The 17,711-nt window shown below is 44.3% G+C and carries 15 protein-coding genes; 7 read left to right on the top strand and 8 right to left on the bottom strand.

Going from position 1 to position 17,711, the window contains the following annotated elements; genetic code table 11:
* Positions 1-177: 177 nt before the first annotated feature.
* Positions 178-612, bottom strand: a complete 435-nt coding sequence (locus tag ACFI6L_RS16970; protein WP_039233464.1) for a hypothetical protein — start codon at positions 610-612, stop codon at positions 178-180.
* A 225-nt stretch (positions 613-837) separates the two neighbouring features.
* Complete coding sequence (locus ACFI6L_RS16965) at positions 838-2,007, bottom strand: patatin-like phospholipase family protein (protein WP_462574463.1); 1,170 nt, start codon at positions 2,005-2,007, stop codon at positions 838-840.
* A gap of 220 nt (positions 2,008-2,227) precedes the next feature.
* Here ACFI6L_RS16965 and ACFI6L_RS16960 point away from each other — a divergent pair, with 220 nt between their 5' ends.
* From ACFI6L_RS16960 to ACFI6L_RS16950, 3 genes are all read left to right on the top strand, one after another.
* Positions 2,228-3,244, top strand: a complete 1,017-nt coding sequence (locus ACFI6L_RS16960) for a 2-dehydropantoate 2-reductase (RefSeq protein WP_462574461.1) — start codon at positions 2,228-2,230, stop codon at positions 3,242-3,244.
* Positions 3,245-3,407: 163 nt separating this feature from the next.
* Positions 3,408-4,598, top strand: a complete 1,191-nt coding sequence (locus ACFI6L_RS16955; protein WP_462574459.1) for an OprO/OprP family phosphate-selective porin — start codon at positions 3,408-3,410, stop codon at positions 4,596-4,598.
* 155 nt (positions 4,599-4,753) lie between these two features.
* Positions 4,754-5,113 carry a VOC family protein gene (locus ACFI6L_RS16950; RefSeq protein WP_039227311.1) on the top strand — a complete coding sequence of 120 codons (360 nt, stop codon included), beginning with the start codon at positions 4,754-4,756 and terminating at the stop codon, positions 5,111-5,113.
* A gap of 119 nt (positions 5,114-5,232) precedes the next feature.
* Here the strand turns inward: ACFI6L_RS16950 and asd are convergent, their stop codons facing one another.
* Entirely contained in the window at positions 5,233-6,357 is a 1,125-nt protein-coding gene (gene asd, locus ACFI6L_RS16945; protein ID WP_423083706.1) for an aspartate-semialdehyde dehydrogenase, read from the bottom strand.
* A gap of 480 nt (positions 6,358-6,837) precedes the next feature.
* On the opposite strand from asd, the gene ACFI6L_RS16940 reads away from it, so the two are divergent.
* Positions 6,838-7,404, top strand: coding sequence for a cytochrome b (locus ACFI6L_RS16940; protein WP_462574458.1), 567 nt, complete (start codon positions 6,838-6,840; stop codon positions 7,402-7,404).
* Positions 7,405-7,541: 137 nt separating this feature from the next.
* Here the strand turns inward: ACFI6L_RS16940 and ACFI6L_RS16935 are convergent, their stop codons facing one another.
* From ACFI6L_RS16935 to ACFI6L_RS16925, 3 genes are read right to left on the bottom strand one after another with little or no spacing between them, the layout of a single operon-like run.
* Complete coding sequence (locus tag ACFI6L_RS16935; protein WP_039227315.1) at positions 7,542-9,140, bottom strand: sensor domain-containing diguanylate cyclase; 1,599 nt, start codon at positions 9,138-9,140, stop codon at positions 7,542-7,544.
* Positions 9,133-9,576: a hypothetical protein gene (locus ACFI6L_RS16930; RefSeq protein ID WP_014948881.1), complete on the bottom strand. Its 444-nt coding sequence runs from the start codon at positions 9,574-9,576 to the stop codon at positions 9,133-9,135. Before ACFI6L_RS16930 ends, ACFI6L_RS16935 begins: the two co-directional genes overlap by 8 nt.
* Before the next feature lie 9 nt (positions 9,577-9,585).
* Positions 9,586-10,830 carry a hypothetical protein gene (locus ACFI6L_RS16925; RefSeq protein WP_462574457.1) on the bottom strand — a complete coding sequence of 415 codons (1,245 nt, stop codon included), beginning with the start codon at positions 10,828-10,830 and terminating at the stop codon, positions 9,586-9,588.
* A 331-nt stretch (positions 10,831-11,161) separates the two neighbouring features.
* On the opposite strand from ACFI6L_RS16925, the gene ACFI6L_RS16920 reads away from it, so the two are divergent.
* Positions 11,162-11,659, top strand: coding sequence for a M48 metallopeptidase family protein (locus ACFI6L_RS16920; RefSeq protein WP_014976045.1), 498 nt, complete (start codon positions 11,162-11,164; stop codon positions 11,657-11,659).
* 113 nt (positions 11,660-11,772) lie between these two features.
* Positions 11,773-12,192, top strand: a complete 420-nt coding sequence (locus tag ACFI6L_RS16915; protein ID WP_014948884.1) for a CBS domain-containing protein — start codon at positions 11,773-11,775, stop codon at positions 12,190-12,192.
* A 103-nt stretch (positions 12,193-12,295) separates the two neighbouring features.
* On the opposite strand, the gene ACFI6L_RS16910 is transcribed toward ACFI6L_RS16915, so the two are convergent.
* A complete protein-coding gene (locus ACFI6L_RS16910) occupies positions 12,296-15,337 on the bottom strand; it encodes an efflux RND transporter permease subunit (protein WP_168463564.1) in 3,042 nt (1,013 codons plus the stop codon).
* A gap of 3 nt (positions 15,338-15,340) precedes the next feature.
* Positions 15,341-16,423, bottom strand: a complete 1,083-nt coding sequence (locus ACFI6L_RS16905; protein WP_462574466.1) for an efflux RND transporter periplasmic adaptor subunit — start codon at positions 16,421-16,423, stop codon at positions 15,341-15,343.
* A 210-nt stretch (positions 16,424-16,633) separates the two neighbouring features.
* Between ACFI6L_RS16905 and ACFI6L_RS16900 the strand changes: the two genes are divergently transcribed.
* The gene (locus ACFI6L_RS16900; RefSeq protein ID WP_014976048.1) at positions 16,634-17,248 is read left to right on the top strand and encodes a TetR/AcrR family transcriptional regulator; all 615 of its coding nucleotides are present in this window, start codon (positions 16,634-16,636) and stop codon (positions 17,246-17,248) included.
* The last annotated feature ends 463 nt before the right edge of the window (positions 17,249-17,711 follow it).

The raw sequence follows: 17,711 nt of genomic DNA, 5'->3' as shown, positions 1-17,711 counted from the left end.
ACCGGCTTTAGGCCGGTTTTTTTGTGCCTGCCGATCAGCGCTGGATGATGCGCGGATACTTTTCGCTTACGTAAAAAGAAACCCGCTATGAAGCGGGTCTCTTTTTAAACGCGATTGTTGCGACGCTCGTATGTTAAAAACAATAAAATCTCATCTCTTATATCGCGCCGCAGCTAATTACTTCGCAACTTGCTGATGAAGCTTGATTAGGTCAGGAAGCTTTTTCGCGTAAATCGCTTTCTTTGTACCTGGGTGAAGTAATTGGCTCACGAACGTGCGTAGGAAGCCAAGTACAAACGTTTGAACGCGATCAGCGTCTGCATCACTTGGGTTAGCAATAAGCTTTTCTGTCTCCGCTTGTACTTTATGTACAATCGGGTCCATGGTGTCTTTTCCAGAAACTAGGTCATTACCAGTCACAACGCCTTTGCCAAGCAAGTCTCTAACTGCTGAGTATAAATCAGCAGAAACAGCGTTAGACTGTCCCCAGTTCGCAATGTTGAATTCTTCAGCAATCTTATCTAGATCAGCAGTTGGGTCGTTCGACTTCAATAGGCTGTCGATAAGTTTATGGGCTTCAGTTTGTTTTACGGGTGTTGATAATTCTGACATGGTTACATTTAATGATTATGTGGGTGAGCGCGTTATAAATATTCTGCCAGACAATGTCAACCCGTTTGCCGCTAATAGAGGCAAGAACGGGAGAGGAGCTTGCTAAGTCATGATGTAAACATGGCGAACAAAGCACCGAAATAGCACAGAAATATTACTGAAAGAGTAGCAAAATAGAGAAAAGGCACCTGCTGCCAAGCACCCTTTATCAAATGAGTAAACGGGCTACGCGGAGATCCTATTCTCTTTGTCTACTTTTTCTATCTTGCCTGTTCGACGTGCTGGGAAAGGCAACTTAATTGGACGTTTACCATTTAATGCAGCATGTTCTGATTTCACACTATAATTAGCGCTGTCTTTACTATGCATGCCCTTGGGGGTATCAGTTACATCGAAAAGCGGAGCAACAGGCTGTCTGTTTTCCTCTAGCTGGTAAGCAATGACTTTGTTTTCGGTTTCTAAAAAGGCACTTCCAGCTTGCTTACCAAGCTTATAATCATGACGAAGTTGTGCGTCTGTACTACCTAACAATTTACTTTGAAGCTTATCCGACGCAAAAATTTGAATAATCTCTACGCCTTCTGGCGGGTTTTCAATAAACGCCAGCTCTTTTTGATACGCTTGTTCGTGCTGCAGCAGATAGTCGATGGTCTTTGGGCACGTGCCCGTTGCGCACATTACCGCGCTTAACTTTTGTAGCCAAGGCGACTGTACTTGAAAGCCTCTATCTACGGTGCGAATAACTACGATTTTCGTCGCGCCGCGCTTGTACGCTTCGGTAACAGGCAACGGTGCAGCCAAACCACCGTCTAGAAAGAAATCGGTATTGGCTGCCTTTTTTGTCTCGACATCAATGTGCAGCGGTACGCCCTGTTTGTAAAGTAAGGGGAGGGCGCTCGAAGCCTTGATAAGATCGACCCAGTTGTGAGTACTTTTCATTGGATCGAGAAAATACGCCTGTCTGTCTCTGGAATTTGTGGCGGTAAATAAAATTTCTCTGTCCGCAACATTAGCCTTCGCAGTATCAAGATCAAGTAAACGGTTCGCTTCTTGGGTTTTGTCAAAGTACCAGTCTAAATCGACAATATGTTTGCCCATTAAACCTCTTCCCATTTGGAAAAAGCGTTTGTGTCGAGTTAAGCCGCGAATAAGACGCTTTGCATAGCCTTTTTGACGCGCCACAAAACTCGTTAAGTTCTGAGAACCTGCTGATGTGCCGATAAGAATATCGAAAGGGTCGTGTCCGGCGTCTAGCCATGTATCGAGTACGCCTGCCGTGAAAATTCCTCGCTGTCCACCACCTTCCGCAACCAAGGCAACTTTGCCATTGTTCGACATTTCAGCATTGTGTGCTTTTGAATAAGCGAGAGAAGGAGCAGATTGTTGACCCGACATGATAACCCTCTATTTGACCATGACTATAAATTGACTACTTGGTCTAATTGTAGGGAGATCACGACGCCGGAGAAAATTGAAAGAATAAATCGGACTGATAGGAAATAACTGATACTGAAACACTTTTTGTTATTTCATTGTGATTTTTGTGTTTACATTTTGATCGTTTAATCGCAGTCTAACAAAGTGTTGAAAGCTAAACTTTCATTGGGAGTCAATAATGAAAATTGCCGTGTTAGGTGCGGGAAGTATTGGATGTTATGTAGCGGGCTGCCTGTTAGCCTCTGACCCCACATTGAGTGCCGCTAATGCGCTTACGCTCATTGGCCGTCAGCGTTTATATGATGATATTACTGCTAATGGTCTTAAAGTAACGGATTGGCAAGGGCGTGAGCAGCTAACAAAGCCTGAGCATATTGCTTTTTCAATTGAGAACGATAGTTTAGTTGATGCTGACGTCATTTTACTTTGCGTTAAAAGCCAAGATACCGAGCAGGCTGCTGCGATAATCAATCAGCATGCAAAGCAATCAGCAGTCGTAGTCAGCCTTCAAAACGGAGTGGGTAATGCACACTTGCTGCGCCAGCACATAAAACAATGCGTAATTGCAGGTATGGTGCCTTTCAATGTTTTTTATAAAGGTAACGGCCATTTTCACTGTGGTACTGAGGGTAATATTGCCCTTGAAGACCCCAATAACCAATGTAGTGACATCATAAAAGCGCTTAACAACGCGTCGTTGCCCGTTACGGTTTATAACGATATGAAAGCTGTACAGTATGGCAAACTTATTATGAACTTGAATAACGCGGTCAATGCACTGTCGGGTATACCGCTGAAATCACAGCTAGGGGATAGGCAATATAGGTTAGTTATGGCAAAGGTGTTGTCCGAGGCGTTAGCAGTACTTAAAGCGGAAGGAATTGCACCAGCAAGAACCGGTAAGGTCATTCCCAAACTGATGCCAAAAATTATGAAGCTACCTAATTTTTTATTCAATGTGGTGGCTTCATCTACGCTTAAAATAGATCCCGAAGCACGTTCATCAATGTATGAAGATTTGGCGCTGGGGCGACGAACGGAGATTGATTATTTGAACGGCGAGATAGTCAGGCTCGGTGAAAAAAATCACATAGCTACGCCAGTGAATAAGCATATTGTTAACCTGATCAAACAACACGAAGTCGCTAAGAAAGGAAGTCCTCACTTACCGGCAAATACTCTACTGTTAAAGTGACAGGTCTATCTAACGGTGTATTTCAACGTTAAATATTACAGTTTTGTGTCATTTTTATGTCAGAACACTTGATTCTTATACTAAAGTATATATCCTGCGCGCAAACTTCCGTTATATTTAGTGTGCTTTGCTTTTTCAAAATCGTTTTTCTTCTTGTCTTCTGTTGAGTGCTTTATGGGCGTCGCTTTTCCATACGGCGGTTGTAGCGTCTGAGGTTGATGCCGAGCGCGAATCTAGCGCAACGTTCTCTCAATACAATGGCAACGGCCTTTCATTTCAAAGCGACAACAATACCTTCTCACTACGCGTGCGCGGTAGACTTCAGTTTCGCTATGCCAATCCCGGTATAAGCCAGCCTACCGAGCGTGCTGACTTTGAGCATAACGCCGGTAATCAATTTGGCGTTAACAGGGCGCGGGTCAAATTAGACGGTCACATTGGTTTGCCTTGGATTAAATATGGTGTGGAATATGATGCTGTCGATCAGCGCACCCTGACCGCTACACTATCCTTTGAAAAGTATGACGCGCTTCGGTTTAAGGTTGGTCAGTGGAAAGTCGAGTATTCCAGAGAGCGCAGTGTGAGCAGCGGCGGCCAGCAAATGATGGATCGTTCAATCATCAACAGAATATTTACGCTAGATAGGCAAATGGGGGCATCCCTGTACGGTAATTTTGATGGCCCAGGCGCGGCCAATTTCAATTACTGGGTAGGAGTATTCAATGGCTCGGGCCGTGGTGATTATAGCAATCACGATGGCGAGAATATGTATACAGGGCGATTACAGTGGAATTTCTTAGGTGAGTCTGTCGGGTTTAAAAACAGTGACATTAAACGAACAGCTACTCCCAAAGCAGCTCTAGCAATAGCAGGGGCGAAGTTCAAAAGCCAGTTTACGCGTTTTTCATCGTCTGGCGCTGGTAATTTAGCCAACTTTAGTGCGGGAGAGATCGAAGGTCAGTACGACATTCAGCAGTTTGTGATTGATGGTGCCTATTTTTATAAAGGGTTTAATGCTCAAGCGGAATATCATGAAAAAGATATTGTGGATTTAGCGGACAACAATAGAGAAACTACGCTGCGCGGCTATTATGTGCAGGCGGGTTATTTTTTGAGTGAATCAATCAGCTGGTGGCCAGAGCCCCTTGAAATGGCTGCACGCTTCGGGACCTATTCGCCCCGAGACAGTGAACAAGACGAACGCTTTTTTGAAAAGACAGTAGCATTCAACTATTTTTTTAACGGCCACGAAAACAAACTAACCGCAGAGGTAAGCAGGGTTTCACTGGATCAGTTCGATACTGAAGTAGGGGACGAGACCATCTACTCTCTGCAGTGGGACGTCAGTTTTTAACTACTCACGCCGGGCGAGCAATAAAGCCAAACTAAGTGACCCGAATAAATGCTATTTGTCTTATGTTAAACGATTAAGCACGTTTAGAATTTAATCAATAAGTCTAAAGTTGGTGATAGTATGAGCTCATCATTTTTTTAAAAGAGGAGAGTGACATGCAAGAAAGCACCAAACTCAACTATGTCGAATTTGCATCTCTAGATATTCGCCGCTCAAAAGCGTTTTTTGAAAGTGCGTTTGGCTGGTCTTTTACCGATTATGGCAGTGAATACAGTGCGTTTAGCAATGCTGGCATGGACGGAGGGATTTTTTCTGCACAACGTGTGATGAAGGCAGAAAGTGGTGCGCCTTTATTGGTGCTGTATTCCATTAACATTTCTGAAGCGCAAGAATGTGTAGAAAAAGCAGGTGGAGCAATTACTAAACCGCTGTTTGACTTCCCGGGGGGCTGTCGCTTTCATTTTGTCGAGCCAGGTGGTAATGAGCTTGCTGTTTGGTCTGAGTCGGCAAAATAGCGCTACCGTATCTTCGATGTCTAGTGATTCTGGCTTTTATAGTCTGATAAAAAAACGCCTTGCGTGTAACGACACAGCAAGGCGCTTTAAATTCAGATTAATTAGCTATTGGCTTGTCGTTACTTTTGCTCAAGCACAATGCGCAGCATTCTGCGAAGCGGCTCTGCGGCACCCCACAATAGCTGATCGCCGACAGTAAATGCCGAGATATATTCAGGACCCATGTTAAGCTTGCGAATACGGCCTACGGGAATAGACAGTGTACCGGTCACTTTCGCTGGCGTAAGTTCTTGCATCGTCGCGTCGCGATCGTTAGAAATCACTTTTACCCAGTCGTTGTGGTTAGCCAAGATTGTTTCAATTTCGGCTAGAGGCAAGTCTTTCTTTAGCTTAAGTGTGATAGCCTGGCTATGACAGCGCATGGCGCCAACGCGTACACAAATACCGTCTATCGGCACTTCACTGCCTTTAATGCCTAAAATCTTGTTGGCTTCCGCTTGGGCTTTCCACTCTTCGCGGCTTTGACCTGAAGGTAGTTGCGAATCGATGTACGGAATTAAGCTACCCGCAAGCGGAACACCGAACTGTTCACTAGGGTAGTCTGCGCTTCGAATAAACTCAGACACTTGCTGGTCAATTTCTAAAATCGCGGTAGCAGGATCTTCAACTTTAGCTTTCACATTACTGTGAATTGCACCCATTTGATTAATTAGCTCACGCATGTGCTGTGCACCTGAACCTGAAGCGGCTTGATAGGTCATTGGCGAAGCCCATTCAACCAAGTCTTTCTCAAACAGGCCACCGAGTGCCAGAAGCATAAGGGAAACCGTGCAGTTTCCACCTACGTAGGTACGAATGCCTTTTTCAATGCCACTATCAATTTCTTTACGGTTTACTGGATCTAGAATAATTACGGCATCGTCTTTCATACGAAGCGCTGACGCAGCATCAATCCAATAACCGTTCCAGCCAGTGGCTCTTAAATCGTTGTACACGGCTTTTGTGTAGTCGCCGCCCTGACAGGTAATAATGATATCCTGTTTAGATAGCGCTTCAATATCGTGCGCATCTTCTAGAACACCAGCATCCTTTCCAGCAAAATCTGGTGCTGCACTACCTTTTTGCGAGGTAGTGAAAAAGGTGGGCTCAATGTGCGCGAAATCTTGCTCTTCTTGCATGCGCTGCATTAATACTGAGCCAACCATACCGCGCCAGCCCACTAAACCTACTTTTTGTTGTGACATTAAATTGAGAACCCTTGTTACTAAAATGAAAAGTACTTCACCACCTATGCCTTTTGCTCAACGCTAACACATGTACTTATGAATTAACGTGTCTATCAATTGAACGTAGAATGATGTCGAACGCCGCTGCTTTATTGCGCTGGCGCAATACCTGTCGTTTTTATTTTTGTCTTTGCAGTCTAAGTGTTATTTATCCCGCTGGCTAGATGGTTTTTATAAATAATCTATCGCTGATATAAGCATTTTAGAAACGGCTAGTTCATGGCAAAAAATTTAAACAAAACACTTGAAGGAGCAATCAAAGCGCAGGGTAGAGAGTGAACCTGTATTAACCCCTCATTGTGTCTATGCACTGCTTACGGTCTAAAAATTGCTTTATAAATAGAATTAATCCCTCACAATGTGTGAGGAGATATACAATATTGAGATACGCTTTAAGGAAAACGTAGTTCTTAATATGAAAATAAAAGTGAGGAACGCATGCAGTACGATAGTCATAACAAATTTGCTACCACTACGGTATTTTTGCACTGGTTGGTTGGATTAACCATTATTGGCTTGCTTGCCACTGGGATTTACATGTCGGAAAACGGTGTGTACGCACTATACCCCTGGCACAAAGCGATTGGTTTTCTTGTACTCTTTGTCGCACTACCACGTGTGGTATGGCGCATGAAAAATGGTTGGCCTAGCGCTGCTGCTAACTATAAGCCAATAGAGCATAAATTAGCGTCAGTTGTGCACTGGGTGTTAATTATCGCCACGCTCTTAATGCCAATTTCAGGCTTGATGGCGTCGGTATTGGGTGGGCACGGCCTGTCAGTTTTTGGTCTGGAGATTTTCGCGCCAAATTATAGTGTTGAAGATCCTGAGAAAACGCTACCGATAAATTACGAGCTTTCCAAAGCAGGTGGCGCTATACACTTCTATCTTGGTTATACCGTTATTGTCGCACTCTTGCTACACATTGCTGGCGCTCTTAAGCATCATTTCGTTGATAAAGATGGCACATTGAAGCGCATGCTAGGCAAAACCATTGGGGAGTAGTGCTTAATATCCTAGTTTTCGTGTATACCTTCGTCATCGTAAAAGTATTTTGACTGAAGTTTGCACCTAGGGAGAACAGGTAGATAACTTTCAAGTAGAAGCCGAGCTATTTTTGCTCGGCTTTTTTTCTTCAACATTTATTGGCTGCCATTACGTGATGCTGAGTCAGCAAAGAAGAGATAGTCATTGGGCGCTGAGACCTTGTTTTGTTTCGCTTTGTACATGGCAATGTCAGCCAGTTTTATTAACGTACTCATGTCATCGCTCATGGCAGGGAAAAAGGAAACGCCGACACTCATTGAAATAAAGGTTGGCTCTGGGTCGCCGTTAAAGTAGAAAGGTTGCTTCACCCCGTCATTCACTTTTTCTATGGCGCGTTTTACAGAAACTTCGTCTTCAGCTTGAAGTAATAATACAAACTCATCGCCGCCCCAACGTATCGCTACATCGTTTTTGCGAATTTTTTCCTGTAACTGTTCAGCCACAAAGATGAGTACTTCGTCGCCCGCATCATGACCGAAAATATCGTTTACCGCTTTGAAGCCGTTCAGGTCAATTAACGCGAGAGCGAAGTGGTGGTCTTTTCTCATTAACTTCGCAATCAGCTTTTCACCGCCATTGCGATTATAAATACCTGTGAGTGCATCGAAGTCTGCCTGTAAGGCCAGTTTCTGGAGTTCGTGTTTTCTACTAGAAATATCATTCAGCGTCAGCTGATAGTAGCGTTCGCCATCATCAGTGACTAAAGGGCTTGCGATTAGTTGAACCCATGTGGCGTCGTCAGTTTTCTCTGATTTTAGTTTATATTCACCTGTTGCAAACTCATTGCGTGCAAATGCCTCCGAAAGCGAAGTTTTCATTGCAGTAGGCGCTTCAAATAGCTCCTCAAGTAGCTCGCCATAACCTTGCTTTATCTCTAGGCCAATCTTTTCTACCAAGTCGTTGAAGGCCTTATTTCTAAGCTCGATAATTCCATTTTCCGCCATTAACACAGTGGCAGACTTTGCGTTTTCAAAAAGCATTCTGAAACGCTTTTCCAGAAATTCGATTTCTTCCCTAAGTTGACGCTCTTGAGTGAATTGCTCTTCGACTTTGTTTAACAGTTGATTGGTGTCCTGCACCAGCTCGCCTATTTCACTTCGGGAGTGATACTCCGGCATTTCAATTCTTTCTTTTGTGCCTGGAGTAATCTTATGCAGTGAACGACCCACGCGAAGCATAGGAGAGATTATGATGTAGTAGGTAATTATCAACGCAACAATGCCGACAACCACTGCTTCAACATACAATGAATAATTATTGTCAGTACTTATTTTTTTCGCCTGTTCAATAATGTGGGCAAAGTTGGGGTAAACATTGACCTCAGCCAAGGTGTCTTCAGGAATGAATGGGTGCCTCACCAAAAATACCCGAGGCTTGACGTCTTTGCTGATGGCATCGTTCACATTGAATTGATAATACATTGCATCGCTTTTAATAGACGCTGCGAGTATTTTTTCACTTTTAACCAAGCCGTTGATCGCCTCTTTTGCCAGATCTTCATCTTCTAAAAAAGCAGCGATAGACGCCGTTGCGGCAACGGTTTGGTAAAGTTCTTGAATATCGTTGTTCGCTTCACTAATTTCGTGCTCATACGTAGCGCGATAAAAAAATTCGGCGGTCGTAAGTACTACCAGCATAGCAGCAGCTACTAATATGAGTGAAAAACGAAACCCTAAGCCATGGATGTTAATCAAAGCGGTACACTACCTTCATTTTGTCGGTGACGTACGACTCATATACATAGGCTAAGGCTGACTCATCGTCTTCTAGCCGTTGTTTAACATCTTCTATAGTTTGTTCTATCGCAGGTGGTTTAACACGTCCAGAAAACTTCAGTCTAGACCAATACGCATTAACGCGAGCAAGGGGAAGGCCCACCAGCGATTTATAAAATTGACCTTTTAGCTCGTCATTAAGCTCTATATCGATGGGCGTTGCCTGCCTACCGTTAGGGAAAGCCGAGTACTTGCCCATGAAGAGATCTATAATCCCTTTCTTATCTAAAACCTGCACATCATTGTTTAAGTTAGTAACAACAACGATTTTCTCTTGTGATTGCGCTACAGAGGAAAAGCTATACAAGGCAAGCACGACAGCCAGTAGGGGTGAGAAGTGTTTATAAAAAGTCATCTCCTCCCCCTAAAAGCTGAAACTTAACGCAACAAAGAGAGTGTGAACAACCCCATCTTCATCATCTACAACAAGACCATCTCTGGCGCGTAGGCCAGTTCCTCTAGCTTCAACATCAGTTCGCTCAAGCTGCACTTTAAAGGCTAGATTCTCTTGCAAATCCCAACGCCATCCGAGAGAAAGTGTTTGTTGATGATGTGCCAAGCTACTCGCTACTTCTTCTACAAAAACGGCTAGTTGAGCAGTGCTCTCGTTTATTGGGAAGCCAGGTTGCTCTTGGCTAAGAAAGTATGTGTCTGTCTTTGCAAATGAGTATAAACCGTAGAATGTATGCGCACCATAAAGATAGCTGAGGTTGAGGAAGCCATTAAAAGAGGGTCTCAACGCAAATGAATTTGAATCGATATATGATAGCTCGCCAGAAAGCTCCCACGCATCAAAATAACGGTTGAAGTAAACGGACGTATAGTGAATGGTTGTATCTTTAAGGCTTACTTCTTTAGCAAAGTCTATGGCGCCGCTCCAAAATGGCTGTAGCTGCGCAACGGAAGCAGCGACAACTGCTAAATCTTCGTCGTCATTGTCCGCTTCGGTTTGGGTGTGTTTAAGAGCAAGGCTCCAGTCGAATGAGACAAATTCAACACCAATTGAACGTAAGTTATTAAACCTAATCGGGTTGTAATCGTCACTAGAAAAGTCACTCTCTCCGCTTCCCCAAAAGCCTTTAATCAATAGATTAAAGTTGTCGTAAGGCTTAGTGTAGCTAATGTCTCCTCCATCAAAGCTTCTTGCGGGAACAATACCGTAAACCTCGGTGGGGACTTTCACCCAAGGATAGGCTATCGACACGTCTCTGGTATCACTGAAGTGAAAAATATCGGCCGCAAGTCTTCCTGCTCTTACTTGCCACGATGGGGTTATATCGTATCTTAGAAAAGCCATCTGGGTTATCGAATCTAGGTTTTGCTCATCTTGCTCTCGATAAACGAATTGACCCACAAAGTCTAGGTTATCTGAAACGCTGTAATCAAGCTGTACGCCAACTAAACTCAAAGGCTTGAATGCAAGGCCGCCTTTTTTCGCCGATTCAGCTTGAGACCGGTCTGAACGAAACTGATACCTGTCAGAATCGGAAGTTGCTGTTGCAACGGTGCCAAAACCACTAACCTTTACGTTCTCTTTTTCAGCAAACGCACTATTAATAATGAGGAAGCTCATAACCATAGCGATAACTGAGAAGGGCTTTTTAATCATCAATGCGTATCCAAATTCAAGCTTGTCTTTGCTAACACCTAAAAACCATACTTTCGAGCTGCTGGTTACAGTAAGAATAGTAAAGAAACAGGAAAACGTATGAAAAGTCAGCTTTTTTTATTTTTTTAACCGAGCGCTTGATAAATGCGAGTGGTATCTTCGAGCGTTGTTTGACCAGCATATCATTTAGCTTGTCGTTACTGTAGGGGGGATTCCTAATATGACTTCTTGTTACCGCTGTTTTTTATTTTCAACAGAAATGTTTGTAAGCGGCTTTCACTGTCTACGGCTCCAATTTGCTTTATAATTCCTGACGTAAAGGAGAAAAAACGTGAATGAATATGCTCGGTATTTTAACGGCTACCCTTCAACTATTGTGGAGCAAGCCTTACAGCTCATTTCCAGCAATCGGCTACAGCGTTATTTACTAAAAAAATACCCAGAGGCCCATGATATAACCACCGACAAATTGCTGTATCAGTACGCGACGGAATTAAAAAAGCGATACTTAAAAAATGCGCCACCGTTTGGGCGCGCCGCGTTTAAAAAGCAAGGTGATATGATAACTAACGCGCTAGGTACGCATACTTACCGTATGCAGGGTAAAACGCGCAAACACGACTTGGCCATTAATAACGATTTACTCTATGCCCCAGAGGCCTTGTTAAAAGCCCTTGTAGTGCATGAACTGGCGCACTTTAAAGAAAAAGACCACAACAAAGCCTTCTATAAACTTTGCTGCTATATGGAGCCAGATTATCATCAACTAGAGCTGGATTTACGCTTGTTCTGTGTGGCCGTATCAATGGGAGAAAACCCGTACACGTAACATGTGAACGCCTCATCAGGTGTCGCTATGTTTAAACCCATGTTAAGTACAATTGTCGTGTGCTTGCTATAACTAAATTAAAGCCGAAGCGCTGAAATTAATGAGGAGTATTAATGAGCATTGCTAAAATTATGTCTACGCGGGTGGTTAGCGTGCACATGGATGACAGTTTACAGTCATTGCGCGAGCTCTTTGCTGCTACGGGGTTTCATCATTTGGTCGTGGTGCATGACAATAAGCTGCAGGGGATTATATCTGACAGAGACTTGATGAAATCGATTAGTCCTTTTGTAGATACCCTAAGCGAACGAAAGCTTGATCGCGCTACATTGGATAAAAAAGCGCACCAAATCATGACTCGTGAAGTCATTACACTTAACCCAAGTGACTCTGTTTATTCGGCTATTGAGCTTTTTAATACCCATAAAATTTCCTGCATTCCTATTATCGACACGAAAAGGCATCCAGTAGGAATGGTGTCGTGGCGCGATGTGATGAAGTTTATGCAAAGTAGGGTAGAGGCAAAGCGTTAGGTCGGTACTCGTATGTTATTAATAGTGAACACCGCTTGAAAGGGGAGTGGTCTCTCTACCTGCGTTTATAAATTGCGGTAAAGAGACCGTTAGTTTTAAAGCGTTAGCTTTTGCGGTAGCTGACTTTAAACAGCAAACTGTAGAGTACGGGCACAGCGATAAGTGTAAGTACCGTCGCAAAGGCCAGGCCACCCATAATGGTCACTGCCATATCGGCAAAGAAGGCGTCGAACAGCAGCGGCGCCATACCTAAAATGGTCGTTACCGCCGCCAGTGAAACAGGGCGTACACGGCTGATCGTAGCGTCAACAATCGCTTGGCGAATGGCTAAGCCTTCTTCTATCTGAAGGTCAATTTCTTCAATAAGTACAATAGCGTTCTTAATAAGCATGCCAAACAAGCTTAAGAAGCCGAGTAGCGACATAAAGCCAAACGGCATATCGGTACCTAATAGACCAGAGACTACACCAACAATAGCCATAGGTACTACAAGCCAGATAATCAGCGGCTGACGAGCATGACCGAATAGCAACACTGAGATAATAAACATGACTAGGAAGCCAGCAGGCAAGCCAGCGCCCAGCGCTTTTTGTGCATCGCTAGAGCTTTCAAATTCGCCACCCCATTCTAATGAATATCCAGCTGGAAGTTCTATGTCTTCAATAAGTGGGCGGATTCTCGCTAACGCTTTGGCTGCAGTTTCATCGTCACCCGGCTCAGCTTCTACCGTAATGGTGCGAACGCGGTCGCGACGGTGAATACGCATTTCTTCGGTCATTAACTCCAAGCCCTGAGATACCTGCGTGAAAGGCACATACTGGCGCTGTTGCGTAGACCATACTTGTGATTCACGTATTGATTGAAGCTCGGTATCTTCAGCCTTACCCATCTTTGCAATAATGTTGTAAGCATAATCACCGTCTTGCACCGTACCTAGCTGAACGCCGCTACTTGCATACTGTATGGTCTGGCTAAAGTCACTATGCGAAACGCCAGCAATCCCTGCGTTGTAGTTGTCAAACTGCGTATTAATGGCAAAGCCTTTTTCACGCCAGTTATGTCGAACGTCTTTCACTTGTCCGTCAGCAAAAAGCAGTGCTTTGGCTTCATCCGCCAGTTCGCGAAGTATTTCAGTATCTGGGCCTGAAAAACGGGCCTCAAGTTTTGCACCAGAGCCGGGGCCAAACTGCATGCGCTCCATATAAAAGCTAGCGTCGAAGTCCAGGTCGGTAAGCTTACTCGCAAGCGCGCTTTGAATAGCCGGAATATTATCAAGTTCATTCGCACGAACCATGAAAAAGGCATAGTTTTCGTTAGCACTTTTAGGCGCATAAGTGAGGGTGAAACGATCGGCGCCTTGCCCTATAAAGGTGGTTACAGCCGTGACGTTTTCCATTCCCAAAATACGAGCTTCAGCTTCTTTTGCAATGACTTCAGTGGCACGTATATCTCTATCTTGCGGGCCCCAATAATGCACAAAGAACAGCGGCGCGTTTGACGGAGGGAAGAAGCCTTGTTTTACCATGCCAAAACTTCCATAAGCCACGATAGTAATAACAAACAGTGCACCAATGGTTACCCAACGAAGCTTAAGTGCGCCTAAAAGTGCACGCTTAAACCAGCGTTGCGATGCAGAGAGTTCGTTACCTGTGGTTTGCCCAATACCTTTGCGGTAAAAATATGCGCCAAGCACGGGCACCAAGGTTACCGCTAATACCCAACTTATCATGAGGGAAACCAACACTACGGCAAACAATGAATAAAGAAACTCGCCTGTAGCATCGTTTGAAAGGCCTATGCCTGAAAAAGCCGCAATACCGATAACGGTTGCGCCAAGTAAGGGCCACTGCGTTCGCTTAACAATAAAGCTGGCTGATTCTTTGGCTGTTGAGCCGGTGGCCATGCGCAGCATCATCCCCTCAGCAACTACGATAGCGTTGTCTACCAGCATACCCATGGCGATAACCATGGCACCAAGTGATATCCTTTGAAGCTGAATATCCATAAGCCACATGATTAGAATAGTACCTAGTACGGTGACAAGTAGCACAGAGCCAACTACCACGCCTGAGCGCCATCCCATGAACAAACATAGCGTTAAGGTAACAACCGCCACCGACATAACGAGGTTATTAATAAAGCCAGTAACCGATTCGTCGACGACTGAGGCCTGATCGTAAATAGGCGTAAGCGTAATACCGACAGGCAGTTCTTGAAGCAGCTTTTCTACTTTTGCGTTAACGCGCTCGCCCACATCAACAATGTTAACGTCGGTCAACGCTGATACTGAAAGCGTAAGTGCTTCTTCGCCGTTGTAGCGTACATGAACGGGCTGTATGTCGGCAGGCTCTAACTTTAGCGTGGCAATATCAGCAACCCGAAGGGAACGGTTTGTGCCAGGCACTACCACTGACAGATTAGATATTTCTTCTAGTCTGTCTGGCGCGCGCTCTACAATTAGGCGCACATTTTTTTCGTCAACTTTAATACGGCCGCCGTTGAACGGGCGCAGGTTGTCTTCAAAAAGAGAGGCGAGATCAGGAAATGAAATGCCTAAGCCCGCGAGTTGATAAGGGTTGATATAGGCCACTATCTGTTCTTTTTGAACGCCAGTTACATTTACCTTGGCAACGCCTTCAGTAGTAAGCAGGTCACGTCGAATAATGCGGGCGAATTCTCGAAGCTCCCGAGTATCGAAATCAGGTGCGCTTAACGCGTAATAAAGCCCGTAAACGTCACCGAAATCATCAAATACCACTGGGTTTTGTGCCCCCGTTGGCAACGAGCTTGCGGTGTCGCGAAGTCGCTTTCTCAACTCATCCCAAATCTGTGGCAAGAGGTTACTGTCGTAAGTACTCTTAACTTCAACGGTAATTTCTGAAAGGCCCGGCGATGAAACTGACGTCACTTCCTTTAACTGCGGCATTTGCTGAATGGCAATTTCCAAGCGTTCAGTGACTTCACGTTCTACCTTTTCAGCACTGGCTCCAGGATAGTTGGTGTATACCTTTACCTGTTTGATAGTAAACGCAGGGTCTTCTAAGCGACCAATTTTACTCATAGCCAAAACGCCGCCTAAAAGCAGGATGACTACCATTAGCCAAATGTTGACGGGCTTATCAATTGAATAGCGTGCGATATCCATAAATTACTTCTCTCCTTGGTAAGGAAGCACTTTCATGTCTGCACGCATTTGTGTTGCTCCAGCAGCAACAACTTGCTGGCCAAGGGTGATTTTGCCTTGGCTCTTACCCTCAATAATCGCTAGCTCATTTTCAATATGCTTAACGTTTACAGCTTGCTTGGCCACTGAACTTGTTTCATCGTTATATACCCACACTGCAAAGCCTGAGTCCTTGTCACCTACAAGTGCTCTTACAGGCACAACAAAGCCTTCTGGATAAAGGCTACCTTGTAGGCTGACTTTTACCACTGCGCGCGCGCCCGGTGTTAGGGGAAGTTCTTCGCGAGGCTCCATGGCAAACACCACTTCATAAGTTTGCGACACAGGATCAGGTTGGGTAGAGTGCTCTACATAGTTCACCGGATACCACTGACTGCGATTGGTGGCTAATGTGGCGCTGGCTTGTTTTATCCCACGGCCAATATTGGCAGTAAGTAAGCGCTCAGGAACATTTATGTTGAAGTATATTTTAGACACATCTTGCAGGCGAGCAATCGGCGTTCCTGCGGCAACAAAACTGTTATTTTCAACAAGTCGTTGAGATACTTTTGCATCAAAAGGAGCATATAGCTGTGTGTAGCTCAAATCTTGCTCTGCATTTTTTAAGTCGATAACCGCTAGTTCGTAAGATGTTTTTGCAGTATCCAGAGAGCTCTGTGCAACTAGCTTTTGAGCGAACATTTTCTCAATTCTATCAAGCTCTCGTTTGGCCTGATCAAGTCGTGTCGTAGACTCGTCCACGCGTCTTTCGAATGGTTTACGATCAATAGTGGCCAGTAACTTGCCTTTATTGATATCACTGCCTGTCACCAAGTCGGTCTGGATGAGGCGGCCTGAAACTTCAAAGCTTAAATCGACGGTTTTCACTGCCGATACAACGGCAGGGAAGGTGAATTCGTCAAAATCTGGAATGTTGCTAACCGTAGCGAGTTTGACATAACGAGGTGCAATGTTTGCTTGTTGCTCAGCAGGCTCTTCGGAAGAACATGCACTTAAAGTGGAAACCGATAAAACGCTTAAAAATAAAATGTGAGAGAATCGCATCATGGACATAGGTGTATGTAATCCATAGTCAGGGTAATTAAAGTATAGATGTGTAAACCCCAGGTAGTGATGGTATGCACAACGGCAGCAAAGATAGTCATTACCTAAAGTAAACTGGTGAGTGCATTTTAGTGCGGTCGCATTGAAAAGTAAACTGTTCGGTGTAAAATGATCGGGTTAATGTAGCGGATAACTAATTTTGAGAATTTCCATATGGTAGGCAACACACGTACGCGTAGCGACATCAAACGCGAAGCCATTATTCAGGCGGCAACACAGGCATTCCAAGAGTTTGGCGTTAACGGCACAAGCATGGACAAGCTGGCTGAACTGGCAAATGTGTCAAAGCGCACTGTGTACAATCACTTTTCTACAAAAGAAGAGCTGGTGATGCATTTGGTTACGCAGCAGTGGCAAACGGCTATTTTAAATATTAATAAAAAGTACGATGCTACGCTTCCGCTAGACGAGCAGCTAGAAGACCTTATTTTGCAAGACATTGAGTTTATGGTGAGTGAATCCCACCTCGATTTAGCTCGGGTTGCGATTGGCCACTTCTTCTACGAGCCGGAAAAGCTAAAAGATGAAGTTGCGCAATTAAAAGCCCAAGAGACGGCTATGCACCGCTGGTTAAAGGATGCCAAAGCCGACAATAAACTCGCGTTTGACGACTTGGATCGGGTTGTCGATGAAATTGATAGCTTAGTAAAAGGGCAGTGCTTTTGGCCTCAGCTGTTCAAAATTGAAGATTCCCTCAGCGATAACGATAAGAAGAGCTTAGCAAAACACACAGTGGCTTTGATTTTAAGCCGCTATGCTGTTGTGTAGTTGGCAGGCTATATCAATGAGTTTGTTCAAGGCTCTTTCAGTATTGAAGGGCCATTGAACTTTTACTTCCCAAACATTTTTTCCGCTTATCCGTCTTCGCGCTAACTTCACAGATCCCTCTTGATTCAAACGGACTACACTTCAGATGATGTAGCCAGTAAATACCTTTTCACTTAGCTGTTTGTTCTCCCTGTCGCTCGTCCTCCGACACCTGCAATATGCGCCTCTACAATCGTACGAAATATATTCATCTGCTTATTCTTTAGTCTATTTTGGCGCAATTTGAGTCTTATTCATCTAATAAATTAAGAAAATTTATAAAGAGTTTTTAAATTTTGTCGCTTTTGCTCTCGTCATTTGTTCTAAATTTTTATAATATCCCGACCAAAAATAACAACTATTATTATTTGCAATTGCAAAATTCGGCAGAAAGCCGGGTCGTGATAATAGGGTTTTACAGATT

It is taken from the genome of Alteromonas sp. G4i35 (assembly GCF_054960375.1).
The sequence above is the reverse complement of the archived record's forward strand: the minus strand, read 5'-3'. Positions and strand labels throughout refer to the sequence as shown.

Excerpts from the sequence above, each read along its gene's own strand:
- ACFI6L_RS16960 (WP_462574461.1), top strand. The coding sequence starts at position 2,228 with ATGAAAATTGCCGTGTTAGGTGCGGGAAGTATTGGATGTTATGTAGCG.
- ACFI6L_RS16965 (WP_462574463.1), bottom strand. The coding sequence starts at position 2,007 with ATGTCGGGTCAACAATCTGCTCCTTCTCTCGCTTATTCAAAAGCACAC.
- ACFI6L_RS16950 (WP_039227311.1), top strand. The coding sequence starts at position 4,754 with ATGCAAGAAAGCACCAAACTCAACTATGTCGAATTTGCATCTCTAGAT.
- ACFI6L_RS16940 (WP_462574458.1), top strand. The coding sequence starts at position 6,838 with ATGCAGTACGATAGTCATAACAAATTTGCTACCACTACGGTATTTTTG.
- ACFI6L_RS16915 (WP_014948884.1), top strand. The coding sequence starts at position 11,773 with ATGAGCATTGCTAAAATTATGTCTACGCGGGTGGTTAGCGTGCACATG.
- asd (WP_423083706.1), bottom strand. The coding sequence starts at position 6,357 with ATGTCACAACAAAAAGTAGGTTTAGTGGGCTGGCGCGGTATGGTTGGC.
- ACFI6L_RS16910 (WP_168463564.1), bottom strand. The coding sequence starts at position 15,337 with ATGGATATCGCACGCTATTCAATTGATAAGCCCGTCAACATTTGGCTA.
- ACFI6L_RS16970 (WP_039233464.1), bottom strand. The coding sequence starts at position 612 with ATGTCAGAATTATCAACACCCGTAAAACAAACTGAAGCCCATAAACTT.
- ACFI6L_RS16925 (WP_462574457.1), bottom strand. The coding sequence starts at position 10,830 with ATGATTAAAAAGCCCTTCTCAGTTATCGCTATGGTTATGAGCTTCCTC.
- ACFI6L_RS16905 (WP_462574466.1), bottom strand. The coding sequence starts at position 16,423 with ATGATGCGATTCTCTCACATTTTATTTTTAAGCGTTTTATCGGTTTCC.
- ACFI6L_RS16900 (WP_014976048.1), top strand. The coding sequence starts at position 16,634 with ATGGTAGGCAACACACGTACGCGTAGCGACATCAAACGCGAAGCCATT.
- ACFI6L_RS16930 (WP_014948881.1), bottom strand. The coding sequence starts at position 9,576 with ATGACTTTTTATAAACACTTCTCACCCCTACTGGCTGTCGTGCTTGCC.